General features: G+C 64.9%; 19 protein-coding genes. 3 read left to right on the top strand and 16 right to left on the bottom strand.

The window, feature by feature from the left end; all coding sequences use genetic code 11:
• Window positions 1–406: 406 nt before the first annotated feature.
• Window positions 407–1,270: a response regulator gene (locus LPW11_RS15215; RefSeq protein ID WP_230994728.1), complete on the top strand. Its 864-nt coding sequence runs from the start codon at window positions 407–409 to the stop codon at window positions 1,268–1,270.
• A 3-nt stretch (window positions 1,271–1,273) separates the two neighbouring features.
• Here LPW11_RS15215 and LPW11_RS15210 read toward each other — a convergent pair whose 3' ends face one another.
• Window positions 1,274–2,560 carry an aspartate aminotransferase family protein gene (locus LPW11_RS15210; RefSeq protein ID WP_230994727.1) on the bottom strand — a complete coding sequence of 429 codons (1,287 nt, stop codon included), beginning with the start codon at window positions 2,558–2,560 and terminating at the stop codon, window positions 1,274–1,276.
• A 206-nt stretch (window positions 2,561–2,766) separates the two neighbouring features.
• On the opposite strand from LPW11_RS15210, the gene LPW11_RS15205 reads away from it, so the two are divergent.
• On the top strand, window positions 2,767–3,039 hold the full coding sequence (locus LPW11_RS15205; RefSeq protein ID WP_230994726.1) for a PilZ domain-containing protein: 273 nt from the start codon (window positions 2,767–2,769) through the stop codon (window positions 3,037–3,039).
• A gap of 173 nt (window positions 3,040–3,212) precedes the next feature.
• On the opposite strand, the gene hypE is transcribed toward LPW11_RS15205, so the two are convergent.
• From hypE to LPW11_RS15140, 13 genes are all read right to left on the bottom strand, one after another.
• A complete protein-coding gene (gene hypE, locus LPW11_RS15200) occupies window positions 3,213–4,223 on the bottom strand; it encodes a hydrogenase expression/formation protein HypE (RefSeq protein WP_230994725.1) in 1,011 nt (336 codons plus the stop codon).
• A 74-nt stretch (window positions 4,224–4,297) separates the two neighbouring features.
• Window positions 4,298–5,389 (bottom strand): hydrogenase formation protein HypD, encoded by a 1,092-nt coding sequence (hypD, locus tag LPW11_RS15195; RefSeq protein WP_230994724.1) that lies wholly within the window; start codon window positions 5,387–5,389, stop codon window positions 4,298–4,300.
• 49 nt (window positions 5,390–5,438) lie between these two features.
• Window positions 5,439–7,718, bottom strand: a complete 2,280-nt coding sequence (hypF, locus tag LPW11_RS15190) for a carbamoyltransferase HypF (protein WP_230994723.1) — start codon at window positions 7,716–7,718, stop codon at window positions 5,439–5,441.
• Between the two features lie 9 nt (window positions 7,719–7,727).
• The gene (hypB, locus tag LPW11_RS15185; protein WP_230994722.1) at window positions 7,728–8,639 is read right to left on the bottom strand and encodes a hydrogenase nickel incorporation protein HypB; all 912 of its coding nucleotides are present in this window, start codon (window positions 8,637–8,639) and stop codon (window positions 7,728–7,730) included.
• A gap of 314 nt (window positions 8,640–8,953) precedes the next feature.
• Complete coding sequence (locus LPW11_RS15180; RefSeq protein ID WP_230994721.1) at window positions 8,954–11,047, bottom strand: putative bifunctional diguanylate cyclase/phosphodiesterase; 2,094 nt, start codon at window positions 11,045–11,047, stop codon at window positions 8,954–8,956.
• A 114-nt stretch (window positions 11,048–11,161) separates the two neighbouring features.
• Window positions 11,162–12,079, bottom strand: a complete 918-nt coding sequence (locus tag LPW11_RS15175) for a sensor histidine kinase (protein WP_230994720.1) — start codon at window positions 12,077–12,079, stop codon at window positions 11,162–11,164.
• Between the two features lie 80 nt (window positions 12,080–12,159).
• Window positions 12,160–13,428, bottom strand: coding sequence for an MEDS domain-containing protein (locus LPW11_RS15170; RefSeq protein WP_230994719.1), 1,269 nt, complete (start codon window positions 13,426–13,428; stop codon window positions 12,160–12,162).
• Between the two features lie 478 nt (window positions 13,429–13,906).
• Entirely contained in the window at window positions 13,907–14,608 is a 702-nt protein-coding gene (locus LPW11_RS15165) for a spermidine synthase (protein ID WP_230994718.1), read from the bottom strand.
• 31 nt (window positions 14,609–14,639) lie between these two features.
• Entirely contained in the window at window positions 14,640–15,587 is a 948-nt protein-coding gene (gene rsgA / locus LPW11_RS15160) for a ribosome small subunit-dependent GTPase A (protein WP_230994717.1), read from the bottom strand.
• Between the two features lie 39 nt (window positions 15,588–15,626).
• The gene (locus tag LPW11_RS15155) at window positions 15,627–16,232 is read right to left on the bottom strand and encodes an HAD family hydrolase (RefSeq protein WP_230994716.1); all 606 of its coding nucleotides are present in this window, start codon (window positions 16,230–16,232) and stop codon (window positions 15,627–15,629) included.
• On the bottom strand, window positions 16,211–18,406 hold the full coding sequence (locus LPW11_RS15150; protein WP_230994715.1) for an alpha/beta hydrolase: 2,196 nt from the start codon (window positions 18,404–18,406) through the stop codon (window positions 16,211–16,213). Before LPW11_RS15150 ends, LPW11_RS15155 begins: the two co-directional genes overlap by 22 nt.
• 38 nt (window positions 18,407–18,444) lie before the next feature.
• On the bottom strand, window positions 18,445–19,197 hold the full coding sequence (locus tag LPW11_RS15145) for a glycerophosphodiester phosphodiesterase (RefSeq protein ID WP_230994714.1): 753 nt from the start codon (window positions 19,195–19,197) through the stop codon (window positions 18,445–18,447).
• 10 nt (window positions 19,198–19,207) lie between these two features.
• A complete protein-coding gene (locus tag LPW11_RS15140; protein WP_230994713.1) occupies window positions 19,208–20,860 on the bottom strand; it encodes a methyl-accepting chemotaxis protein in 1,653 nt (550 codons plus the stop codon).
• Between the two features lie 173 nt (window positions 20,861–21,033).
• On the opposite strand from LPW11_RS15140, the gene murB reads away from it, so the two are divergent.
• Entirely contained in the window at window positions 21,034–21,963 is a 930-nt protein-coding gene (gene murB / locus LPW11_RS15135; protein WP_230998301.1) for a UDP-N-acetylmuramate dehydrogenase, read from the top strand.
• A gap of 424 nt (window positions 21,964–22,387) precedes the next feature.
• Here murB and LPW11_RS15130 read toward each other — a convergent pair whose 3' ends face one another.
• The gene (locus LPW11_RS15130; protein WP_230994712.1) at window positions 22,388–25,225 is read right to left on the bottom strand and encodes a response regulator; all 2,838 of its coding nucleotides are present in this window, start codon (window positions 25,223–25,225) and stop codon (window positions 22,388–22,390) included.
• A gap of 13 nt (window positions 25,226–25,238) precedes the next feature.
• Entirely contained in the window at window positions 25,239–25,769 is a 531-nt protein-coding gene (locus LPW11_RS15125; RefSeq protein WP_230994711.1) for a YfiR family protein, read from the bottom strand.
• Window positions 25,770–25,907 lie beyond the last annotated feature (138 nt).

The following is a 25,907-nucleotide window of genomic DNA, read 5'->3' as shown; positions in this document are numbered from 1 at the left end:
GCGACGCTCGCCCCTCCCGCGAGGCGGTACTACCTTCCTCAACTATTTATAATACTATTTTCGCTTACGCATGCCGCTCAATGTGACGAAGAAGAAGATCACGGCCATGACACCCGCGATGAAAATCCAGTCCCCCGCGCTGAATCCGAACATCCCACCCTCCTTTTCCCGTGCTTCCGGGCGCAGGGGGAAGGGGCGGCTTCCGGAGCGCCCGCTTTCTTCCGTCACCCGCACCGGAGGAAGGGGACTGTACCGTTTCGTGCCGGAGAGGTCAACGGGAAAGTGCAGAGGGAACGGACCCTTCGCCCCCCCCTTTTTCACATTTTCTTTTGATATTTGATGCCGAATCTGTATATTTGTAAAGCAGTGAAAGATTCCTAATTACAGGAACGAGGGAAGCTATATCATGAAAAAGCATGTCGGCGAGCTCCTGGTCGAGGCGGGAATCATTACGGTGAAGACGCTGGAGCGGGCACTGAAGAGGCAGCAGGGGACCGGGAAAAGGCTCGGGATCATCTTCGAGGAGATGGGGGTGATCACCCAGGAGGAGCTCATGCAGGCCATCGCCCGGCAGTTCGACCTGAAGACCGTGACCGACATCGCCGCGCACTCCTTCCCGCACACGCTCCTCGACCTCGTCCCGGAGGACATGGCGGTCCAAAAGCTCGTCTTCCCGCTCAAAAAACAGGGAGGAGTGCTCGCTCTCGCCGTAAACGACCCCTTTGACGTCGACACCATAGATTTCCTGGCGAAGAAGACGGCGCTGAAGATAGTCCCGGTTCTTGCCACCAGAAACGAGATCCTTGCCGCAATAAGGAAGCACTACCTGAAGGGAGTGGCCGCTGCTCAGGAGAAGGCGCAGACCGTCCTCGTGGTGGACGACTCCCCTTCCGTGACCGCCATCATCGAGAGCGCGCTGAAAAAGGAGGGGTACCACGTCATCACCGCCAGCGACGGGGTGGAAGGGCTGAAGCTCGCGTTTTCCACCATCCCGAACCTGATCATCTGCGATGCGGTCATGCCGCGCATGGACGGCTTCGCCCTCATGCGCGCCATAAAGGCGAACCCGGCAACGCAGGAGATCCCCATGATCCTCCTCACCTCGAAGGCATCCCCGGAGGAGGAGCACCGGGCCCTGAAGTCCGGTTTCCACGACTTCATCGCGAAGCCGGTCATGACGGTGCGGGTGGTATCGAGGGTGAAGAGGGCCTTCGAGATCATGCAGCGCATGAGCAGGGCGCCGGAGACGCCGGCGGCCCAGGAAGGATAACGGCTAGCTGTGCTCTTTCAGAGCCTGTGAGAATACCTCCAGCGCCTCGTCCAGCTCGGCGTCCTTCACGTTCATCGGGGGGATGAAGCGCACCACGTTCTTGCGCAGCCCGCACGGGATAAGGATTACCCCCTTGCGGAAGGCGCTCTCCAGCACCTGGCAGCACCGCTCCGTGTTCGGCTTCCCCTCCCCGTCCACAAACTCCACCCCGATCATCACCCCGTGCCCCCTCACGTCCCCGATCTCCGGGTGCTCCGCGGCGAGCGCCTGCAGCGCAAGCTGCACCCGGGTCCCGCTCTGCCGCGCGCGCTCAAGGAGCCCCTCGTCCCTCACGGCGTGCAACGTCGCCACCGCCGCCGCGCACGACACCGGGTTCCCCCCGAAGGTCGTGCCGTGGCAGCCGTGCTCCCAACGGTCCATGACCCCTTTCGAGGAGATCACCGAGGAGAGGGGAAAGCCGGAGGCGATCGCCTTCCCCACCGTCATGATGTCCGGAACGACTCCCGCATGCTCGCCGGCGAACCAGCGCCCCGTCCTCCCGATCCCCGACTGCACCTCGTCGAAGATGAGATAGATCCCGTACTGGTCGCAGATGTCCCGCAATCCCTTCAGAAAGAGGGGTGGAGCCGGGTGGTACCCCCCTTCTCCGAGGAAGGGCTCGATGATGATTGCCGCCACCTCCTCCGGGGGGATCTGGTGCTCGAAGAGGCGCACCAGCGCATCGAGGCAGCGGGTGCCGCACTCATGGGAGCTTTCGCCGCAGGGGCAGGAGAAGCAGGTCGGATACGGGACCTGGTACACGGAGGGGAGAAGCGGGTGGTAGTGGGCGCGGTAGGCGGCGCTGCTGCTGGTGACGGAGACGGCGCCGAAGGTCCTGCCGTGAAAGGCGCTGGTGAAGGAGATGATCCCCTGGCGCCGGCTGGTGTAGCGCGCCAGTTTCAGTGCTCCCTCCACCGCCTCTGCGCCGGAGTTGGAGAAGAAGAGCATGTCCAGCCCGGGGGGAGTGACCTGCAGGAGCTCTTCCGCCGCCTGGACCGTCGACTCGTTGTAGTAGATCCCTCCGGTGTGCACGAAGCGCTCCAGCTGCGCCCGCGCTGCTGCGACGACTGCCGGATGGTTGTGCCCGAGGTTCAGCACCGCGAGCCCGGAGGAGAAGTCGAGGTAGCGCTTTCCGTCAGTGGAGATGACCTCGGTCCCCCTCCCCTCGGCGATGGCGAAGTTGTAGTAGGTATGCTGCGCCGGCGTGAAGACCGACACCCCCCGCTGTACGATGCCGCACCCGTCGGCCATGGAGCCCTCCGTGTCTACAAGCTTTCAGAAACAGCTGTATAATAGCACGGTAGACTCCTGCCGCAACCGCTCCCGGCGCCACTTCTCCTGCTTCTCTTCTTTCCCCCCGCCTTGCAAAGGGAGACTCTGTATAATAGACTAATAAAGGAATACCAATGAGCTATTACGGTTTGTTATCGCAGGCAACTGCCGACGAGGAGGCGCACATGTTTAGGGAAAAGCGGAATTTTGCAAGGCTGGCGCTGCACGCTCGCGCGAACATCACGCAGGACGGGCAGGTACTCGAAGGCGAAGTAGAAAATCTGAGCATGAAGGGGGTGTTTGTGAAGTCGCCGCGGCGTATGGATATCGGCGACAACGTGGCGGTCACCATCTACCACACCCTCACGCCGCAGGTACTCTGTGATCTGAAGGCGAGGGTCGTCCGCACCACGGAGAAGGGTATGGGACTGCAGTTTGAAAAGACCCTCCTCGACTAGCCGCACCCTACCCCGGTCCCGGCCCGGTGGTACACCGGCGCACCAGGGGGATGACCCGTACACAGCTCCGGGTCATCCGTAGAGCATCCTATTCCCGAAAAAAAACCTGAAGAGCCCCTGAAAGAGACGAGAACGGAAAGATCGGGTGACGCCAGAAGGCGTCAGACCCGGCCTCAGCAGATTCGCGGCAACTGCTCCCCTGCAAGCATCTCCACCCCCCTCACCCCACCGACTGCGGTCTCCATCTGTACTTTTCCCGCGGAAACCGCGGTGACCTCACCGATGACAGCGGCCTCGGCACCGAGCGGGTGACGGCGCATGATCTCCAGCGCCCGCTCCGCCGCCTCAGGGGCGACGAGCGCGAGGAGTTTTCCCTCGTTCGCCACATACAGCGGATCGAGCCCGAGGAGGGCGCACACCCCCTTCACCCCGCGCCGCACCGGGAGCTCCCCCTCCTTAAGCGAGACGGTCACCCCCGACTGCACCGCAATCTCCTTCAGCGTCGTCGCAACCCCTCCCCTTGTGGGGTCGCGCAGTACGTGCAGCGCGCCGCCGAGTGCCAGAAGCTCCTGCACCAGGCCGTTCAGTGCCGCCGAGTCGCTGGCGACGTCGCTCTCGATGGAGAGCCCTTCGCGCGCGCACAAGACCGCCATGCCGTGGTCCCCGATCGTGCCGTTTACGAGGACCTTGTCACCGACCGCCGCAGCGGCGCCGTCGATGCGCAACCCGTGCTCGACCACGCCGATCCCGGAGGTGTTGATGAAGATGCGGTCCCCCTTCCCCCGCGGCACGACCTTCGTGTCGCCGGTCACTATCTTCACCCCGGCGGCGTCCGCCGCGCTCCTCATGGAGGTGAGGATGACGGAGAGTTCCCCCTTGCTGAACCCTTCCTCCAGGATCAGCCCGACGCTCAGGTAGAGGGGGCGCGCCCCCATCATGGCGAGGTCGTTGACAGTGCCGTTTACCGCAAGGTCCCCTATGTTCCCCCCGGGGAAAAAGATCGGGTCGACGACGTAGGAGTCGGTGGTGAAGGCGAGGCGTCCGCCGCCGACCTCCACCAGCGCCGCATCGTTCTGCCCTGCCGGGGGAGTACCGGAGAGGGTCTTCACGACCACTTCGTCCAGCAGCTGGTGGGAGAGCTTCCCCCCGCTGCCGTGCCCCAACAAGATGATATCGGTATCCACAGGTGCTCCTTTTCCCCGGGCCGCCGTGACGGAACAGGGTGCCGCGCCGCATCTGCCGCACGGCGGGTGGTTTGTCAGGTGCCGTACTTGTAAGCGGCGGCGCAATTCCCCTCGGAGGAGACCATGCAGGCGCCGGCGGGGTCCTCCGGGGTGCACACCGTTCCGAAGAGGGGGCAGTCAAACGGGGATCGCTTCCCCTTGAGGATCTCCCCGCACAGGCACCCGGGGTGCTCGCGCGTCTCCTCGACGGTGACCGGGATCGCAAGCTCTGCGTCGAACGAGGCGTAGCGCTCCGCGATCTTCAGCCCGCTCCCGGGGATGAGGCCGATGCCGCGCCACTGGGCGTCGCAGGGGGTGAAGACCTCGGCAAGAACCTTCTGTGCCCGCAAGTTCCCCTCTGCGCTCACCACCCTCTTGTATTGGATCTCCACCCGGCTCTCCCCCGCCAGGACCTGGCGGGTGAGCATCTCCACCCCCTGGAGGATGTCTGCCGGCTCGAACCCCGTCACCACGCACGGGATCCCGTGCCTTTCGCTGAGGAAGCGGTACGCGTCCGCACCGATGATGGCGCTGACATGGGCGGGGCAGATGAAGCCGTGCACCGAGAGCTCCGGGTCGGAGGAGAGGATCTCCATCGGGATCGGGATCGTCTTGTGCGAGGCGAGGACGAAGAAGTTCGTGAGCCCCATCGACTCTGCCGCCTGGATGCTCCCGGCGATGATCGGCGCTGTGGTCTCGAAGCCGACCCCCAGGAAGACGACGCGGCGCTGCGGGTTCTTCGCTGCGTACTGCACCGCGTCGAGCGGGGAGTAGACGATCCGAACGTCCGCCCCCCGGGCGCGCTCCTCCATGAGGGACGAGGAGGAGCCGGGGACCCTCAGCATGTCGCCGAAGGTGGTGATGGTGACGTCCGGGAGACGGCTCAGCGCCACCGCCCTGTCGAGGTACGGGTTGGCGGTAACGCAGACGGGGCAGCCGGGCCCCGAGATAAGGCGCACCTGCGGCGGGAGGAGGGAACGGATGCCGTACTGGTAGATCGCCATGGTATGGGTGCCGCACACCTCCATGAAGGTGAGCTCCCTCTCCACCCCCTCTGTGAGAGCGGCGATGCGCCGGGAGAGCCCCAGCACCAGGTCCCGGTCGCGAAACTGATCAAGATAGTTCATTGCACCCCCTTCGCCCTTGGGCGAATCGTCGAGTCGGTACGGAATGAAGTTACTCCCCCTGGAACGATCTCCCCGCTATCACCGTCTGCCCGAGGGCGAGCCCGCCGTCGTTGGGGGGGACAAGCCGGTGGCGATAGGTGTCGAATCGTGCCGCGGCGAGGAGGAGAAAGACGTCCTCGGTGAGGAGACGGTTCTGGAAGACCCCGCCGGAGAGGACGACCCGCTCCACGCCGCTCTCCTCCCGGATGGCGCGGCACGTCTCCAGGATCGCCGCAGCGACCGTGCGGTGGAACGCGCGGGCGATATGGCGCGCTTCCCTCCCGGCGGCGAGATCGCCGCAGATCGCCGCCATCGCAGGGGAGAAGTCGAGGACGTGGCGCTCCCCGTTCACCATCAGAAAGGGATACGGCTCGTCCGCCTCCCCCCGCTCCGCCAGCGCCTCCAGCTCGATTGCCGCCTGCCCCTCGTAGCTTACGGTGCCGCGCACCCCGAGAAGGGCGGAGACGGCGTCGAAGAGGCGGCCGCAGCTGGAGGTAAGGGGGGAGTTGATGCCGCGCTGCAGCATCTTCAGGAATATGGGGCGGTCACCATCCGGGATCGCGCAAAGAAGGGGGTGGCTCACCTCGAAAAGCCTGTCGCCGTGCACCGAGTAGAGCGCCGAGAGCGCCATCCGGTACGGCTCCTTCACCGCGGCGTCCCCCCCGGGCATGCGCAGGGGGGAGAAGTGCCCGCGTCGCTCGAAGCGCCGGTATCCCCCGAGGAGGAATTCCCCCCCCCAGATCGTGCCGTCCGTGCCGTACCCGGTCCCGTCCAGGATCACCCCGAGGACCTCCCCCTCCAGGCCGTTCTCCGCCATGCAGGAGGCAAGATGCGCGTGGTGGTGCTGCACGGCGACCCGCGGCAGTTCGATCTTTTCTGCGTAGAGGGTAGAGAGGTAGTCCGGGTGCAGGTCGTGGGCCACGACCTCCGGCTCTATCTCCAGGAGGCGGCAGAGGTGCGAAGCTGTCTCCTCAAGGGAGGCGGCGGTCGCCGCATTTTTCAGGTCGCCGATGTGCTGGCTCATGAAGGCCCGGCTGTCGCGGGTGAGGCAAAGGGTCCCTTTCAGCTCCCCCCCGACGGCCAGTACAGCCGGCTGATGCGCCGGGAGAAGTACCGCCCGCGGCACGTAGCCGCGGGAGCGCCTGAGAAAGAGGGGCTCCCCCGCAAAGAGGCGCAGGACGGAGTCGTCGGTGCGCGTGCGGATCTCCCTGTTGTGGGTGAGGAAAAGATCGGCAATCCCCGAAAGGGTGCGGAAGGCATCCTCCTCACGGTAGGCGATCGGCTCATCCGAGAGGTTCCCGCTCGTCATCACCAGCGGTCCGCCAAAAAGGCGCAGGAGGAGGTGGTGCAGAGGGGTCCCCGGCAGCATGACCCCGAGCCAGCGGTTCCCCGGCGCCACGAGCTCCGAGATCTCCTGCAGCGGGAGCTTCTTCAGAAGGACGATCGGGCGCTCCACCCCCTGCAGGAGCCGCCCCTCCTTCTCCGGGCACTCGGCGTGGCGCCGCACGGAAGCGAGATCGGGGAACATGACCGCAAACGGCTTCTCGTCCCGCTTTTTCCTCTCCCTCAGTCTGCGCACCGCGCCTTCATTGAGCGGATCGACGGCGAGATGGTAGCCGCCTATTCCTTTCAGCGCAACAATGCGCCCCTCCTTCAGGGCGGCGACCGTCTCCTGCAGGGGGTCGCCGGGGAGGTTGGCGCCGTCGGCAGAGAAGAGCGCGAGGGATGGGCCGCAGACCGGGCAGGCGTTCGGCTGGGCGTGGAAGCGGCGGTTCCCGGGATCGTGGTACTCCTGCAGGCACGCCGGACACATGGGGAAGGCCGCCATCGTGGTCGCGGGACGGTCGTACGGTATGGCATCGATGATGGAGTAGCGCGGCCCGCAGTTTGTGCAGTTGATGAAGGGGTAGAGATAGCGTCGGTCGGCGGGGTCAAAGAGCTCGGAGAGGCAGTCGGCGCAGACGTCGCAGTCCGGCGAGACCCCACCTCCGGGCTCCCCCCTGCCGCTCTCGAGAATGTGGAAACCTTCCCCGCCGCAGAGGGATTTCTGCTCCACCACGACCTTCCCGATGACGGCAAGGGGGGGGGCTTCGGCGACGATGGCGTCGCGGAAAAGCTCCACGGCGCGACCCTCCCCTTCCACCTCCAGGAGAACCGCGCTCCCCAGGTTTTTCACCCACCCGGAGAGGGAATGCCTCGCGGCGAGGCGGTACACGAAGGGGCGGAAGCCCACCCCCTGGACGATCCCGTCGATCTCCATGCTGATGCGGCTGCGGCTGGGGATCTCCATCGGACGGGGCTACGCCCCCTTCGCCTTCCGCACCCCTTCCTGCAGCCAGGAGTACCAGGCGTCCATCCCCTCACCGGTGCGGCTGGAGAGCTCGAAGATGGTGATCCCCGGGGAGACGCGGCGGGCCATCTCCTTGCACCGCTCCACGTCGAAGTCGAGGTGCGGCAGGAGGTCCACCTTGTTGAGGAGCATGATCGTCGCGGCGTGGAACATCTGGGGATACTTCAGCGGCTTGTCCTCCCCCTCGGTGACGCTCAAAACCACCACCTTGTGGTGCTCGCCAAGATCGAAGGAGGCGGGGCACACCAGGTTCCCGACGTTCTCGATGAGGAGGAGGTCGAGGTCGGAGAGGTTGAAGTGGGCGGCCGCGTGGAGCACCATGTGGGCGTCCAGGTGGCATCCTGCGCCGGTGTTGATCTGCTTTACCGGAACGCCGGTGGCGGCGATCCGCTGCGCGTCGTTGTCGGTCTGCTGGTCCCCTTCGATGACCGCGGCGCGGCAGGTCGAGCCGAGATCCTTCAGGGTCCGCTCGAGGATCGTGGTCTTTCCTGAACCGGGGGAGCTTACCAGGTTGAGCACGAAGAGCCCCTTCTCCTTGAAGAGAAGGCGGTTTTCCTCGGCAATGGCGTTGTTTTTGGAAAGGATATCGGTCTGCACCACCACCTTCCGGGTGACCTGCGCCTCCGGGCGGCGTGTCTCCCCTTCACCGTGGTGGTGATGGTGATGGTCGCCATCGTGGTGGTGATGGTGGTGATCGTGGTCGTGGTCGTGGTCACCGTCGTGGCCGTGGTGGTGTCCGTCGTGGTGGTGTCCGTCGTGATGGTGATCGTGGTGGTGGTCACCGTGGGCATGGTGGTGGCCGTCGTGGTCATGATCGTGATGGTGGTCCACCGGGGTGGCGCAACCGCAATCGATGCACATGAATCAAACCTCCAGATGTACGCTCATTAGGGATTAGGGGATCGAGCAATTCGAGCCTATAGTATTCCCGCGGAAAGGTCAAGCGAACCCGCCTCCGGTACCGTACACGGTATTTTCCATCGCGATGGGAGAAGCGTATCAGGGTCGCGCGCTTTCACTGGGATGAAACCTTATAATTCAAGACCTGACCCCGGGGTCAGGTCTTGAATTATAAGCTTCTGTACGATGGCACCCGATGGTGACGATGCTGAGTTGTGGCAGGACTCGGGGTGTTAGCAGGATGGGTAAAGAGGAAGAGAAGGTGATCGCCTCAGTTACTCTGCGGAAAGGAAAACGCCGGCGTGTTGCGCCGCTGAAGGAAGGGGGGCGCCTTTCCCGATAGCGCCGATGCTGCTCCGGTTGAGGATCTCCGCCACCTCTTCGGGAGGAAGGGGACGGCAGAAGAGGTTTCCCTGCATCTCGTCGCAGGCGATGGAGCGGAAGAATGCCAGCTGCTCCATCGTCTCAACCCCTTCGTGGATGACTTCCAGGTCGATGCTCCGCGCCAGATGCACGAAGGCGGAGGCAAACTCGGGATCGTTCTCGATCTCCCCGACGCAGGAGCGGTCGATCTTCAGGGTGTGCACCGGCAGGCGCCTCAGGCAGCTCAGGGAGCTGTACCCCTTCCCGATATTGGCCACCGAGATCTGCACTCCCAGCCCCGTCAGCCGCCTCAGTGTCTCCAGGCTCTCCTCGCCGCTGCGCATGAGGAGCTCCAGCGAGATTTCCAGGTCGAGCCACCTCCCTTCGAGGCCGGACTGCGCCAGAGCCTCCACCACGGAGTCAACGACATCGGGCCTCGTGAACTGCCGCTCCGAGAGGTTCACCGCCACCCGTACCGGGGAAAGCCCCGCGAGCTGCCACTTCCTGTTCTGGGTGCAGGCGGTGCGCAGCACCCACTCCCCCAGAGGAATGATGGAGCCGGTCTCCTCGGCCGTCTGGATAAACTCGGCAGGGAGGAGGAGCCCGAACTCCGGGTGGTTCCAGCGGATCAGCGCCTCCAGGCACACGATGCGGGAGGTCTTCACGTTTACCTTCGGCTGGTAGTAAAGGACGAATTCCTGCTCCCTCAGCGCCCGCCGGATGCTGTTTTCAAGGGTCAGCCGCTCCATTGCCTTCTTGTTCAGCTCCGGATTGTAGATCTTGTAGCCGTTTTTGCCGTGCTCCTTTGCGAAGTACAGCGCGGTGTCCGCGTTTCTCACCAGCCGGTCGGCATTGTCGCCGTCGTCCGGGTAGATGCTGATCCCTATGGAGGTGCTCGCGAAAAGCTCGTGCCCCGCCAGGTAAAACGGCTCCTTGAACGCTTCCACCACTTCCTGGGCGATCTTTGCCGCGGCAGCGACGTCCGAAATTTCCGTCAGGATCACCACGAACTCGTCCCCCCCCTGCCGCGCGATGGTGTCCTCCTCACGCCTGCAGCACTGCCGCAGCCGCCTGGCGACCTCCTGCAGCAGGAGGTCCCCGATGGAGTGCCCGAGGGTGTCGTTTATCACTTTGAAGCGGTCGAGATCGAGAAAGAGGAGCGCCACCTTCTCCTTGCGCCGGTGCGCCTGCACCAGCGCGAGGGTGAGACGGTCGTTGAAGAGCCGACGGTTCGGGAGCCCCGTCAGGGGGTCGAAGTCGGCCAGGAGGCGCACGCTCTCTTCCGCTTCCTTCATCTTGGTGATGTCGTGAAGCGACTCCAGGATAAAGCGGCGGGAACCGTCGCCGGCGCTGAAGATGGTGGCGCTAACCTGGCACCACTTCCTCTTCCCGTCCGGCGCCACCCACTCATGGTCCCCCGTCACGGTGCACGCCTCCAGCGATTCCCCGAGCGCCTCCAGGCCGCAGAAAGAGCGGCCGGCGTGAGTCGGGCAGGGGCGGTCAAGGCCGTGCAGCACCCGGAAGCAGTACCCCCCCCCTTCCCCCATGTCCGATCTGAAGCTGCGGGCAGCGCGGTTCAGCGCCACGACCTGGTGGTCAAAGCCGATCACCACCACCGGCTCCGCGAGGGCATCCAGTATCCCCTGCAGGAAGGAGCGGGATTCCTCCAGTTCCTTCTCCGCGAGGCACTGCCGTCCGAGTTCCAGGACCAGCGCCCGGTTCTTCTCCGTGAGCCGGGCGGTGACCTCCCTTTCTCTGCGCCGGCGCACTCCGCTGAAGATCCCGGCGGTGACGAGACAGCAGGCGGCCCCGCCGAGGCAAATCTCCGAGAGGATCGTGAGGTCCCCGGGGGGGAGAGGCCAGACGCCCGACCCGGTCGCCACGCACGCCCTTGCAGCACCGGCACCCTCCCCCCCCGCGGCGGGAAGCGCGACGGGGAGAAGGAGTGCCACGCAGAAAGCGGCGGCAAGAATGGCGCTGTGCAGAGAAGGGGAGTCCTTGGGCATCAGCCCCTCCATGACCGGTCCATGAGGTCCACGATCCAGAAGGTGAAAGTGCACCGCCGCCGGACGGTGGCCGTGCCGGCGGCGGCGTGGTGATACGCGCTGAAGCGGGTGAGGTCAGGTGATGCAGGTCTGCAGGGTGAAGTAGAAGGTGGCGCCCTTCCCCGGCTCCCCTTCCGCCCAGATCCGCCCGCCGTGGCGCAGAATGATCCGCTGCACCGTGGTGAGGCCGATCCCGTTGCCGGGGAACTCAGAGCTGTTGTGCAGCCGCTGGAAGGCGTGAAACATACGTTCCGCGTTGGACATGTCGAATCCTATGCCGTTGTCGCGCACAAAGCAGGTCCTCTCGTCGCTGGCGGTGGTGGTTCCGAACTCTATGTGGGAGGTGTCCCTCATGCGGGTGAACTTCCAGGCATTCCTGAAGAGGTTCTTCATGGCTATCTCCAGGAGGTGCCGGTCGCCGAAGGTGCGCACCCGTGGCTGAATGACGAACTCCACCGCCCTTTCCGGCGTCCCCTGCCGGAGCTCGATGGCGGTGGCGGTGGCGATCTCGCTCAGGTCGACGAGCTCCCTCTTTATATTGAGGTGCGAAAGCTGCGAAAGCTGCAGGAGCGCGTCGATGAGCTCGTTCATCTGCTGCGACGACTTGAAGATCCTCTCCAGATAATCCATCCCTTCCAGGTCGAGCCTGTCGGCGTAGTGCTCCTGCAGGGCGCGGGTGAAGCCGGAGATACGCCGCAACGGGGCGCAGAGGTCGTGGGCGACCGAGTAGTTGAATGCCTCCAGATCCCGGTTTATCGATTCCAGCCTCTCCGTCTGCTCCGTGAGCAGGCGCTCGATCTGCTGCGTCAGCACGTTCACCTCGGCGCTGTCGTGCTCCTCGCCGAGCATGTTGCGGATCGACTCGAGGGAGGTGTGTACCGCCGTCTTCAGGTCCGCGTGCGGCGCGTTCAGTATGTTGTCTGTCAGCTCCTTTTCCAGATCCAAGTATTTCCCCTCCTCGGGCGCCGTCTTCTCTTTCAGCATCTCGGCCATAAAGGCTCCTTTACGACCACGTCTAAAGCGCCTGTTCCGGGCCTGCCGCACCTTTCTTCTGCGGCATCCGGTCCCGCTTGTCACGGTGCCGGCTGGCGGGGGGAGCCCGCCTCCGAGAGGGGGTCCACACCGAATCCCAACGGGCCCCCCCCCTGTACCCTCAACTGGTCGTTCAGCACCTTGACGGTGTTTTCCGCCTGCACCCGGTCCGTTATGTCGAGCCCCACGATCCAATTGTTCCAGCCGGGAATCCGCACGAAGCTCGAGATATTCGACCACGATACCTGCCGCAGCGACCCGTCCTTGCAGGCGATGGGCCACTCCCTGTCCCTGTAGTTCCCCCCGTCCGACGGGTGGGCCGCGAGCATCTCGTCGCGGGCGGCTCCATCCAGCAGCAGGAGTTCCACGATGCGCTTCCCCATGACCTCTTCCGCCCGGAAACCGGTGACGAGCTCGTACTCGTGGTTGCAGGCCACGAGACGGTTCTTGCTGTCGAATGCTCCTAGCATGAGAGGGATGTGCTGCAGGATCGTCTGGATGCGCCTCTTGTAATCCTGCAGCGCTTCATTTTTCTCGTGAAGCTGCAGTTCGCTGCGGCGCAGGGCGTCCTCCTCCCTCCATACCTCGCAAATTTTCTGGGCCAGAGTCGCGTGGGCCTGCTCCAGATCCCGGCGCAGCTTCTCCTGCTCGTTCATGAGCCCTGCCGCCTGCTCGACCGAGTTGAGAAAGATTTCCAGTTCGCTGCTGCGGCGGGTCGGGACGAGATAGCGGTCCGGCGCGATGAAGAAGCTGTTGCGGCAGACTTTTCCCCCTAGGTGCAGGTGGGAGTGAATCTTTGCGATCTCCAGCAAAAGCTCCGGAGGGAAAAGGGCGCGGTCGTACAGACACATGATGGTGAGCTCGTGGTCCGCCGCCAGGTAGTTCAGATGCGCCTCGAACTCGGTCAACCGGCCGTGCCCCACCTCTTCCCGCACGACCCACCCCATGTCGCAGATCAGCCGCGTTCCTTTGAACCCCTCGGTGCCGTTGGTGAGGCACAGGGAGCCGAGGAAACGGAGCATCTTTTCTCCGTGGAAGGCGCCGCCGCGCAGGAACGATTCCTCCTTCGAGAGCATGATGACCGCGGCGCGCTGCTTCGGGCTCGTCGTCCCGCTGACGAGGAGGTGCTGCAGCTCGGGGCGCAGGTTCATCCCTACGCAGCGCTCCCCCAGTGCCAGCCCCCCCTGGATGAACTCGGTCACCGGTGCCACGGTTTCCTCCTCCTCGTGGAAAAAGAGGGAGAGGTGGTCGTGGCGACAGATTTCCTGGAAGGTAAGGGTATCTGCTGTCACCTCTTTTTTGTCAGCCATAACGCCATCTCCTGAACGGCGAAAACGTTAGAAATTTCTATAAAAATATCGGAAGTGGCCGAGATTGCAACGTCTGGGAGGGCGATTGTCACCGGAATTGCATAGCAGGCGGGGCGTGACGGCGGCGGTCCGGGGGGCAAGGCGGATCTATGAGGGTGAGTGTTCTTTGGAGAGAGTGCGGGAGCGACGGGGACAGGTGGTGCGTGAAGCAGGAGGTGCCGGGTTCCTGGCAGAGCCGGTTTCCAAGGTGCATCTCTCACTCGTTCCCGAGGTCACCTTGGGAACGCACAAAGCTCCAGCTTTGCATCCGCGTCAGCGGCAGGGATAAAAGGCGGGCGTGGCGAGGCGCACCCTCGCGGGCAAGTGCGCTCCCAGGCCGGAGCTTGGGAACGAGCAAAAAGTGCAGCAGCAAGAAAGCGGTGGTAGCACTGGATGGAGGATCTAGTGCCGCGCGTTCAGGCGCGAGTGCGGGCGCCCCCTAGCGCCCCTTCCCTTTCGCCAGACTTTTCCCCTGGGGCAGTCGCGCCAGAAAGACGACGTGGCGCAGGCCACCGCGCCCCGGACGCTCCGAGGTGACTGAAAAACCGGCTGCGGAGAGGCGCCGGGCGAACCCTTCGTCGTAATTCTCTCCCCAGATCGCGAATGCGCCTCCCGGCTTCAATGCGGCGCGGGCCCGGTCTATGGCGCCTGCCCCGTAGAGCGGGTCGGAGGGGAGGGTCTTCGCGTGCGGCCCCTTGTACAGGTCGAGGACGATGGCGTCGAAGGTGGCGCCGCCTTTGGCTGACCTCTTTATCACGTCCGCCACGTTCGCTATCTCCACGGTGACCCGGGGGTCGGTGACGGCGCTCCCGGTGAGGGAAGCGAGGGGCCCCTGACACCACTTGAGCACCACCGGGTTCAGCTCGGCGACGACGACCTCGGCGTCGGCGGGGAGATTGTCCAGCACCGCCTTCAGGGTGTACCCCATCCCCAGCCCCCCGACCAGCACCCGCGGTGCCGGGCGCTCCATCAATCCCGCGCAGGCGAGGGCACCGAGAGCGACCTCGGAGCGGTGGGCGAGGCTGTTCATAAGGACGAGGTTTCCTACCGTGATGAGAAAGTCCCCCTCGGCGCGCTGCCTGAGCTCCAGTATCCCCTCGTCCGTCTCAATTTTGTCCAGTACCTTCCACGGCTGTGCCACAGATCCTCCACGGGGTAACCCCCTCATTTCATCAGGTCGGGTTCTTCCAGGCGCGCCGCTGGGCGCTCTGCTCTTCCGCCTCAGCCTCCTGAAGGATCTCCAGATACCTCTCGTATCGCTCCGCGCTCAGGGCACCCTCTTCCACCAGTGCCATGACCGCGCACCCCGGCTCGCGGCGGTGCCGGCAGTTGTGGAAACGGCAGGCCCCCTCCTCCAGATCCTCGAACCCCGGGAAGTGCGCCACCACATCCTCCGGAAAGATCTCCACGAGTCCAAACTCCCGGAATCCCGGAGTATCCACCAGCTCCCCCCCCCCCGGTACCTGGTGCAGGGTGGAAACCGTCGTGGTGTGGCGCCCCATGCCGTGGTATTCGCTCAGAGCGCCGACCTTCAGATCGATGTCCGGGATGAGCGCGTTCAAAAGGGAGCTCTTCCCTACCCCCGTGCTCCCCACGAACGCGCCGCGGTGCCCCTGGGCCAGAAAGGCGTGCAGGTCATCGAGGCCGTCGCCGCGCACCGCGCTGACGGAAAAGATCTCCGTGCTGGAGCCGTACGTATCGCGCATCATGGCGGCAAGCTGCCGCGACTCGGGGAGATCGCACTTGTTCACCACGAGGAAGGGGGCAAGATCCGCCGCCCGCGCCGCGATAATGGCACGGTCGGCGAAACCGGTGGGAGAGGCGGGAGCAAGGACCACCCCCAGTGTGTCGAGGTTCGCGGCCACAAGCCGAACGGAGCCGCGGGCGTCGCGCCGTCTGAGTTCGGTCCTTCTGGGGAGCCGCTCCAGCGTTTCGCCGGAGACGGTGACGTAATCCCCCACTACATGCCCGGAGTTGCGCTTTACCCGGACGGTGCGGCGCTCCCCCCCGGGGAAGGCGACTTCCACCGCGACGCCGTAATGAGCCACGATCATGGCCGCCTCGGCAGGAATCGGCGTCATACCCGTGCCGGCGTCTTTGGCCGTATCTGAACCTCTCAAACCTCTGTCACCTTACCTCTCCTTTCCCTTCCTCGTCTCTCATCCTATCAGCAGCGCCAGCTCCCCGAGCGAACCGACCGCTACGTCGGTCAGTTCGGGCCACGGAAAGGCGCCGCTTACATCCACATGTACCGTTGCCGCCCCGGCAGCCCGTCCCGCCTCGAGATCGAAGCGGTAGTCCCCGACCATCACCGTCTCGCTCGCAGCGACCCCCCAGCGGCTGGCAAGCCTGAAAATTCCATCCGGGTGCGGCTTCGCCAGCGCCTCCTCCCGCCCGAGGATGTCGCCGGCATGGAAATAGGCGCCAAGCCCTATGTGCTCGAGAGTGCGCAAGGCGTTTCTTCTGGTGTTGCGGGTTACCACCCCTAGGCGCACCCCGCGCCGCCTGAGTAGCTGAAAGAGCGACAGCGCGCCGGTGGCGGCCATCGTCTGCACGCAAAGCTCCTCTTCCATCAATTCGAGCTGCCGGTAGCGGCTTGCCGACTCCTCCTCGCAGAGGGAGCCGAGGTGCCCGAGTATGTCCGCACCGGCGGGGATCTCCAGCGCGCGGCGGATGGCGGCGAAATCGTGCACGGCGACGGTCAGTGTGCCGTCGAGGTCGAAGATCCAGGAACTTCTCGCCGCTATCTCTGAGAGCGCAACCATATCCCCCTTGTAGCAGATTTGCAGGCGATTGTGAACATCTTCCCGACCAGCGCCACACGCGGATCGACGACCCGCCCCTCCCGTCCCGAGGCAGCCAGGTTTCGGACGAACTCCGCTATCGCGGCATGCACCTCCTCCGCCCCCTCCCCTGCGAGGATCCCGTGGCGCCTGCGGGGAAAGATGCGGTACTTCTTCTCGCCACTCCCCAGCATCTCGAAGAGGCGCCGCGAGCCGCGCGGATCGACAACCGGGTCGAAGTCCGCCTGCACCACGAGGGCGGGAACGGAGATCGCTGCAAGCTTTCGCTCCAGTTGCCTCATGAAAAGCTCCAGCTCCCAGACCGCGCGGATCGGCAGGCGGTGGTAGTTTATCTGCGGCCGCTCCGGGACGATCTGGGCGTACTCCATCTTCACCCCCCGCAGCTTCAGAAAGTGCATGACCCGGTTCCACACGGCCATGGCGGGGACGAAGCGGGAGGAGATGTCCATGAGCCGGTGAGGCGGGCAGACCGCGAACACCCCCGCCACGCCCCTGACACGACTGGCGCAGTCTAGCGCGATCCCCCCTCCGAAGGAGAAGCCTCCCAGAACGACTGCGCGGCAGATCCCTTTCATGAGCGCATAGCCGCGGTCCACCGACTCCATCCAGTCCTTCCGGGTGCGCAGGGCGAGGTCCTCCGGCGCGGTGCCGTGCCCCTTCAGCCGCACCAGGTAGACCCAGAGTCCCTGCGAGTGGAGGTATCGCGCCAGTTCGGCGACTTCCGCCGGCGCAGCGAGGAAGCCGTGCACGAGGACGACCCCGAGGTCGCGGGAGCGCCCCTTCAGAAGGAGCGGCGCCCCGATGTCGCGCCCCTTCCTCTCCTTCGGCCGGGAGAAGCGGCTGTAGTCCTCGTCGAATTCCGCAAGTGCCTGCCGCTCCACCCTCTCCACAACACGCCGACGCACCAGCCACTCCGGCATCCAGGCGACTTTCCACACCTCCCGCTGCAGCACCTGCAGCGGACGCACCTGATGCGCCAGGAGTTTTAACGGGTCGCCAACCGGATCGTGCCCCCCCTTTACCAGCCGTTCCCCTATCTGTGTCACCCCCCCCTTTTCCTCCGCCACCTCCAGGAAATCACGATAGCGGTGATGGCGGTCGTCGGTAAGGAGCGCCACCTGGTCCTTTTCCAGCGTCCGGTGGCACGGCACTCCCCTTTCCTTCACCGAGGAGGCGAGGAGATAGATCCTGCGGCGAAAGTCCTCTTCCCCTATGCTGCGCAAGGGGATGGCGCTGAGAAGCGAGGCGAAGAGGTGGTCGTGATTGATGGTGGTAGCGGCGTGGAGCCGCGCAAGGCAGAGGTCCATGAGCCTCTTCACCCCCTGCCGCAGGAGGGGGAGCGAGGAAAGCTTCCTGTCGAAATCGAGGGGGAGAAGGGAGCGGATGTCGCGCTGGATGAGGGGGTGCGCAAGGAAGTCCGTCACCTCCAGCGGCGCTCCGAAGCGCATGTCGATGTCGACGGAGGAAAAGAGCATCGTCCCCTCGGAGAGGATCTCCTCCGTGCGTGGCGCTGCTCCCTCGGAAAAGAGTTCCGCAAGGAAGACCAGCACCTTGTCCCGCGCCCGCAGCGGATAGCAGGAGAGATTGACCGGCACGAGAAAGATTTTTCTCCCCTCGGCAGCCACCGGCTCCATCTGCAGGAGTTCCGCGATCCTCGCAACCTCGTCAGGGGCGCTCCGGGAGAGGCGAAGGAGGCGCTGCCGGTAAAATTCGGTCCGCACGGCGAGCGCCGCAGGATGCAGGAGGAGGTTCCCGGTGCGGGATTCTGCGCTACTTCCAGGCCCGGCATTTTCGTCGAGATAGGTGACCCAGTTCGCCTGCCCGGCAAGGAGCGGCTTCACCATCTGCCGCTCCCGGTCCGGATTCGCGGTGCAAACGGTTCCGGCGCGAAGAAGGAGGTTTTCGAAGGGGGGTGCGCAAAAGGAGGAGTCCGCGAGGGACCAGACGGGACTGCCGGTGAGGCGGCAGAGATGGAACGGCACGAGGAGCGTCTCCAGCCTCGTGAAACGGTTCACCACGAAGACTACCGAGCCGCCGGGGATAAAGGTGCGGTTGTGGAGGCGCACGCGGAGCCTGGTGAGCCCCTGCATGAGGGTGGCGAGTCGGCCGGTGGCGAGGTAGGCGTAGCGATCCATGACGTACCCTCCCCCCTCCGGCGGGAGGGGGCGAGCCGTCAGGCTGGGGGAGCGCCGGGGAGTATGCCGCGCAGGTACCCGGGGCGGTTGGTCATTATGGAATCGACACCAAGCGCGTGCAGCCTGAGGGCCTCACCCTGATTATCCACCGTCCAGAGGTGGATCTCCAAGCCGTTTTTGCGCAGCATCTCCACGAAGCGGGAATCGACGAGGGGCCTCGCGCGGGAGGCGATTCCGTCGGCACCGCAGCGGCGCGCCGTCTCCACGACCTCTTCCGGGGTCGGACGCCAGCCGGCGCGAAACCGGTAGTCGGTGAGCCAGCAGGCCCGGTAGGAGGGGAGCGCCTCCTTGAGAGCCGCGATGACCTCACTGTCGAAGGAGAGGAAGCGGATCCGGTCGGGATCGAAACGGGAGGAGAAGAGAAGAGCCTTCAGTGGCGCGATGATGGAGGGGCCTATCTTGATCTCCAGGAAGAGGGACTTCCCCTCCGGGACGATCTCCAGCGTCTCTGCGAGGGTGGGGATGCGCTCCCCCCTGAAGGACTCCCCTTTCCATCTCCCGACGTCGAGGGAGCGGATTTCCTCCGCTTCCGTCTCGGCGACCTTCAGATCGCGCCCAGCGGTGCGCCCGGTCCTTTCGTCATGGAGGCAGACGATGGTGCCGTCGCGGGTGAGGCGGAAATCGGCCTCTATTCCGTCCGCCCCCTGCAGAAAGGCGAGCCTGAAGGCGGCGGCGGTATTCTCGGGGGCGTCCCGGGAGGCGCCCCTGTGCCCTATGATGAGGGGGGGCACGACCTCCCTCCTAGGCGAGCTTGAACTGCTGCACCATGTGCTGCAGTTCGTCGGCGAGGGAGGAGAGGTGCCGTGCCGCGGTGGCGGAGTCGTGCGCCCCGCTGGCGGTAAGGTGGACGACCTCCGCGATCTGCTGCAGGCTCGCGCTGATCTCTGCGGTCGTCGCCGTCTGTTCCTCGGCGGCGATGGCGATCTGGTTCACCTGGGAAGTCACCGCGTCGATCTCCCCCAGAATCCGCTGCAGCGCCTGCCCCGACTCCGCGGCCTCTGCGCCACCCTGCTGGACCTCCTGCACCCCCTGCTCCATGGCGGCCACCGCCCCCTTCGTCTCTGCCTGGATCGCCCGTATCATCCCGTCGATCTCCCTCGTCGCCTTCGTGGTGCGCTCCGCCAGGGCCCGCACCTCGTCGGCAACGACTGCGAAGCCGCGCCCCTGTTCCCCGGCCCGCGCCGCCTCGATGGCCGCATTGAGCGCGAGGAGGTTCGTCTGGTCCGCGATGTCCTCGATGACTTCAATGATAGCGCCGATCTGGTCGGAGCGGTCGCCGAGCGTCTCCACCGTCCCTGCCGCTGTCTGGACGTGGCGGGCGATGCGCTCCATGATGTCGATCGTCCCCTTCACCACCTGCACGCCGGAGGCGGCGGCGTCGGTGGCGACGTCCGCCCCTGCCGCGGCGACCTGACAGCTCTGGGCGATGCCGGCAGAGGTGGATGCCATTTCTTCTCCGGAGGTTGCGGCAGTGGAGAGCCGCGAGGCAACCTGCTCCGCCCCGGTCGCCATCTGCTCGGAAGTCGCGTGCACCTGCTCGGCGGTGACCATAACCCGCTCGGCGCTGCTGGTAACCCCGCCGATCAGCCGCACCATCGCCTCGCGCATGGCGTTGAAAGAGCGCCCGACCTGGCCGAGCTCGTCGTCACTGGTGTTGGTGGCAACGGCAGTCAGATCCCCCCCCGCCATACGCGTCGTCGCGAGGACCAGGTCGGCCGAGCCGCGCCTGATGGAGCCTATGACCAGGAGGTTGATGGCGGTGCCAAGGGACATGGCAAGAAAGATCGCGCCCCAGGCGACCACGCGCCCGCCGGAGAATTTCTCTTTCGCCTCTTCGTAGCGCCCTCTGGCCAGGGCAACCTCCCCCTTCTCCAGGTCGTCCGCGCTCTTCAGGGCCTGCTCCGCGAGGGGATTGACCGATTTGGTAACGATTCCCTCCGCCTTGTCGAAATCGCCCGCCTCGACGGCGGCAACGGCAGGAAGCACCCCTTCGCGCACCAGCCGCTCCTGCGCCGCGCCGAACTGCTCCTCGAGCTTTTTGCGCTCCGAGCTCTTTTCTCCGGCGGCGGCGTACTCCTTGAGGAGCGAAGCGCTCTCCTGGAGATGGTCCGCTATGCGAGTCGTGTGGAGGCTCAGCGGATGACTGTGCGCCGTTCCCAGGCGCGGATCGTGCCGCATGGCGAGAAGAAGCTCAAGCCTCGTGTCGCGCAGCGCCGCGTTCATGCGGCTCACCTTTTCCACGCGCAGGAGATGCTCCTGGTAAAGGAGGTCGACCGATTTCCCTGCCTGCTGCAGCCCCAACAAGATCAGGCCGCCGAGGAAGAGATAAAACGCCCCGGAAATGATCCCCATCGCCAGCAGGCGCTGTTTTATGCTTCCCTTCACGAAAACCATAGATATCTCCTTCAGATTCATAGGCACGACTCTTGTTGAGCGTATCGGTGGGTAATGGAAAAAGATGAGAAAAAAGGAAGCACCTTCTCGAAGGCGCGACGAGCAAAGAGGAGCGGCTTTTTTTGGCGTAACATACTACTATGAGGGAAAGTAAAGGAACAGGCGTGGCGCTCATGATCATCATGGAAAAGGAAGTCAGACTGGCCCCTTTCACCTCTTTCCGCATCGGCGGTGCGGCCAAGCTCTTCTGCGCCGTCTCCACGAAGGACCAGCTGCGGCAGGCGATCACCTTCGCCCTGCAGAAGGATCTCCCCTACCACATCCTCGGCGGCGGTACGAACATCCTGGTAAACGACAGCGGCTTCCCCGGGATGGTGATCCAGATGAACCTGGACGGGATGCGGCTGCGCGGGGAGTCTGTAGAGGTCGACGCGGGGGTGGAGCTTATGCGTCTCGTGCAGTGCGCAACGCAGGAGGGGCTGGGGGGGATGGAGCGGCTGGCCGGGATTCCCGGCACCGTGGGGGGAGCTGTGCGCGGCAACGCCGGGGCGTACGGCACCGCGATCGGGGAAGTTGTGCGGGGGGTGGTGGCGCTCGACCTGGAGCGGATGGAGTTCATCCCCCTGACGCGCGAGGAGTGCGATTTTCACTACCGCAGCAGCACCTTCAAGAAGACGAAGCGGCTGGTGGTGGTTTCGGCGCTCCTGGACCTGCACAGCGCGCCGCGGGAGGAGATAGCGGAGAAGGTGGAGGAAACGCTGGCGAAGCGCCTCGCAAGGAACCTGCAGGCAGAGCTCAGCGTCGGGTCCTTCTTCATGAATCCGGTCGTGACGGAGAGGAGCCTCGTGGAGGCGTTCGAGGGGGAGCGCCGGGTGCACTGCCGTGACAACAGGATTCCCGCCGGGTGGTTCATCGAGCGGGCGGGGCTGCGCAACAGGAGGGTCGGCGGGGCGATGGTGAGCGAGAAGCACGCGAACTACATCATCAATACCGGAAATGCCACCGCTCGCGATGTGCGGGAACTGGCGGCGCTGATAAGGGATGAGGTGGCGCAAAAGACCGGGGTGCTCCTGCAGGAAGAGGTGTGCTACCTGGGATTTTGAAGGTTCATCCGGGAATTCCGGGGAAGGTCGTTATAAAGAACGCGGGTGCCCTCGCGTGGAGGAGATGAATCAGAGCAAGCCGCCGGCAGCGCGTTCCTCCCCTTTCAAGGGGGAGGACAGGAGGGGGATGGGGTCGGCGCGGCCAACTCTACCCCATCCCCACCCTGTCCCTCCCCTTGAAAGGGAGGGGACGCCTGAGCTCCTGACCTGCTAAAGACACACAGGGCCGGCGGATTAAAGCGATGCAAGCTTCCCCAGAATTCCCAGACGAACCTTCGCAAAGGGGGGAACGTAAAGCCTCGCGTACTGCTTATTCGCAGACACAACAGTGGCTTCCACGCACTTCCCGGATAAGCCACCTTAATGCCGGCAACGCTTCGCTTATGCCGGCCTACATTTACCTACATCCCACAGGAAACCTACATCACACCGGATCCGCGGCGCCGACTTCCTCCTTGAAGGTGGCGAAGGCCCGTTCCAGCTGGAGGTACAAAAGATCGGCGCCAAGGAGAGTCCCCTCCCTGGTGAGCGCTTCGAGACGCGCTGCGATCTGGCGCATCTCCTCCGCCGCGATGCTTGCGGCCGCCCCTTTCAGGCTGTGCGCCTGGCGGTGTACCCCTTCCTCCTCCCCCTTCTTCACATGCCCCCGCAGCGCCGCGAGGATGTCGGTGGAACTCTCCACAAATTTCTGCACCAGGAACCCGACGCACTCCTCGCTCCCGCCGATCCTCTCCAGAAGCCCCTGCCGATCAAAAACGGCGACATTTCCCTCCGAGCTCCCGACCGCGGGCGCGCGCCTCCCCGCCTCCGCAGCACTGACCTGCACCCCGGGGGGGAGCCAGCGCGCCAGGACGCTTCGCAGCTCGTCGAGCGAGAAGGGCTTGCTCAAATAATCGTCCATCCCCGCCGCGAGGCAGCGCTCCCGGTCCCCGGAGATGGCGTTGGCGGTAAGGGCGACGACGGGGATGCGCCCCCCTTCCCTCGAACCCTCCCGCTCCCGGATGGCGCCCGTGGCGGCAAACCCGTCCATCTCCGGCATCTGGCAGTCCATGAAGATCAGGTGGTAGCTTCCCCCCTCCCACATCTCCACCGCCTGCACTCCGTCCTCGGCGAGCGCCACCCGGCACCCCAGAAGCCCCAGCATGTGCTTTGCGACGTCGCGGTTTACGAAGTTGTCCTCCGCGACGAGAATGTCCGCGTCGTAGATCGTCTCCTCGCTCGGTCGCGCGGGAGCCCCCCCTTCGGCGGACGCGGAGGAGGAGGAAAGGGCGCTGGTGAGGCACTCGATGAGGTTGGAGGGGCTCACCGGCTTGCTGAGGCAGTGCAGCGCCCCCGCCTCCAGCGCCTCCGCGATCTCCCCGGGGTTACCCGCGGAGGTCAGTATCACCAGGTGCACCCCGGAGATCTTCGCATCCGATTTTATGGCGCGGGCCAGCTCGATGCCGTTCATCTGCGGCATGTGCATGTCCAGAAGCGCCATCTGGTAGCCGTCCCGGGCCGACCACTCGCGGAGCATGACGAGAGCGGTCGCGGCGTCCGGCGCGGTGTCGCAGCGCATGCCGAAGGAGCTCACCTGGTGGTGCAGGATGCACAGGTTCGTGCTGTTGTCGTCCACCACGAGGATCTTCACCCCGGCGAGATCGGCAGGCGCGGAGTCGGAGCGCCCCGCCTTCTGGTCGAGCTCCAGCCGCGCCGTGAAGCGGAAGGTCGACCCCCTTCCCGGCACGCTGGCGACCCCGATGTCCCCCCCCATGAGCTGGCAGAGCTGCTTCGCGATGGCGAGGCCGAGCCCCGTCCCTCCGAAGCGGCGGGTGGTGGAGTAGTCGGCCTGGGAGAAACTCTCGAAGATCCGCGCCTGCGCCTCTGGGGTGATGCCGATCCCGGTGTCGCGCACCTCGAAGGAGAGGAAGGCCTCCCCCTCCCCTCCGCGCAGCTCCTCGATCCCCAGAACGACCTCCCCCGCTGCGGTGAACTTTATGGCGTTTCCGATCAGGTTGATGAGGATCTGGCGCAGCCGTACCGGGTCCCCGAGGAGGTAGCGCGGCACCCCGGCGGGGACGAGGCAGCTGAGCTCCAGCCCCTTGCGCTGGGCGCTCTCCGCAAGCATCTCCAGGACCTCCGCAACGACCGTCTGCAGGTCGAACGGTATCGTCTCCAGCTCCATGCGACCCGCCTCGATCTTGGAGAAGTCGAGGATGTCGTTGATGATGGAGAGGAGCGCCTCGCCGGAGTTTCGCACCGAGGTGGCGTAGCGGCGCTGCTCGGGGCGGAGGTCGCTGTGCAAAAGGAGGCTCACCATCCCCAGCACCCCGTTCATCGGGGTGCGGATCTCGTGGCTCATGTTGGCGAGAAACTGGCTTTTCGCGAGGCTCGCCGCCTCCGCAGCCTCCTTCGAGCGCTTCAGCTCCTCCACCGTGTCGGAAAGTTCCCGGTTCGCGCCGGAGAGCTCCGCGGTGCGCTGCCCCACCGTCTGCTCCAGCTCCTCCCGGTAGCGCTCCAGCCTCTCGTCGCGCGCCTGGATCTGCCCGAGCATCTCGTTGAACCCCTCGATGAGGGAACCGAGCTCGTTGTCGCTCTCGCTCCTGGCGCGCAGCGCGTAGTTCTTCCCGGAGGAGACCTCCTTCATGATCTGCGCGAGATGCACGATCGGCTCGGAGATGATGCGCTGCAGTCTGCCGGAGACGAAGTACAGAAGAACCAGCGCCCCTGCCATCACCACGAGGACGAGGACGAAGAACCAGAAGAGGTCGTCGACGAGCTGCTTGCTCTCCGACTGGATCACCACGGTCCCTATTTCCTGGCCGTCCAGAATGATCGGCTTCACGCCGTACAGGTCGAGCCATACCGCCCAGGGGGAGTGCGCCTCGGCGATGACCCGCTGCAGGCGGGCACGGTCGAGCTGGAGAGGGGTGCCTGGCCGCAGGAAGGGGAGCTTCTCTGTCGCTACCCCCCTGGCGAGATACTTCGCCAGTACCACGTCGTCTTTCCCTATTACGAAGGCGGCACGGATGTGCTCTTTTGCCCTCAGTCCCGAAAGGGTCTCCTCCGCCGCGTTATGGTCGTTGAAGGCGACCGCCGCGGAGGTGTTGTTGCCGAGGATTTCCGCCAGCGCCGCGAGCTCCGCGCCGGCGCCGGTGCGGAAGTGCAGCGCCTCGTTGGCCACAAAGACCAGCGCCACCACGGTGAGCGCGAGGCAGTTGCTTGCCAGTATGATCCCCATGAGCTTGCGGCGTATGGAGAGGTTGCGGAAAAAAGCTGTCATTTCCTTTCCTTCCCTATTCAAAGACGCTGCGCGCGAGCTTCAGAAGCTGCGAGCTGATGCGTACCCTGGCACGGTTGGCCGCCCCGACATTTACCTCGAAGCCGACCTTGTTCCTGGAAGAGATCAGGTTGATCATCCCCCCCGCCTCGCAAAACCCCTCCTGGTCCCCGACGGTGAGGGTGTGGGTCCCCTGCAGCGCCCTCAGCACGTGGGGAAGGCGCCCCTTCTCCGACTCCGAGATGAAGAGGACATCGCACTCTTTCACCTCATCGACCCGCCGGAAGCGCGCGATCACCACCTTGCGGCCGCGGGCGGTCTTCCCCCGCACACCGTCGAGGGCGTCTCCGAAGGTATCCTTCCCTAGGACGCCGAGACAGATCGTCCCTGAGGCGGGGGCATCGGGAAATTCCGTGAACTTGAGGAAGTTGTACAGGAAGGCTGCCTTGACCTGGGGGGCGGACGCGGCAGAGGTCTCCTCGGCGGGGGCGCGTGACACGAAAAGCCCCATGAGGAGAAGCGCGCAGAGAAGAAAGCTCCCCACCACGCGCAACCCCGGCAGCTCCCCCTTTCGGCGGGGAGCAGGGGATAAATTTTTCGGCCACACGGTCATCCAACCCTCTGAAGATGCGGGTATTCTCTCGGCACGCCGCGCCTCCTGGTGAAGTCGCGGCTTTTGTGCGGC

It is taken from the genome of Geomonas sp. RF6 (assembly GCF_021044625.1).
GTDB lineage: Bacteria > Desulfobacterota > Desulfuromonadia > Geobacterales > Geobacteraceae > RF6.
This window is presented reverse-complemented; position numbering and strand designations above follow the sequence as displayed.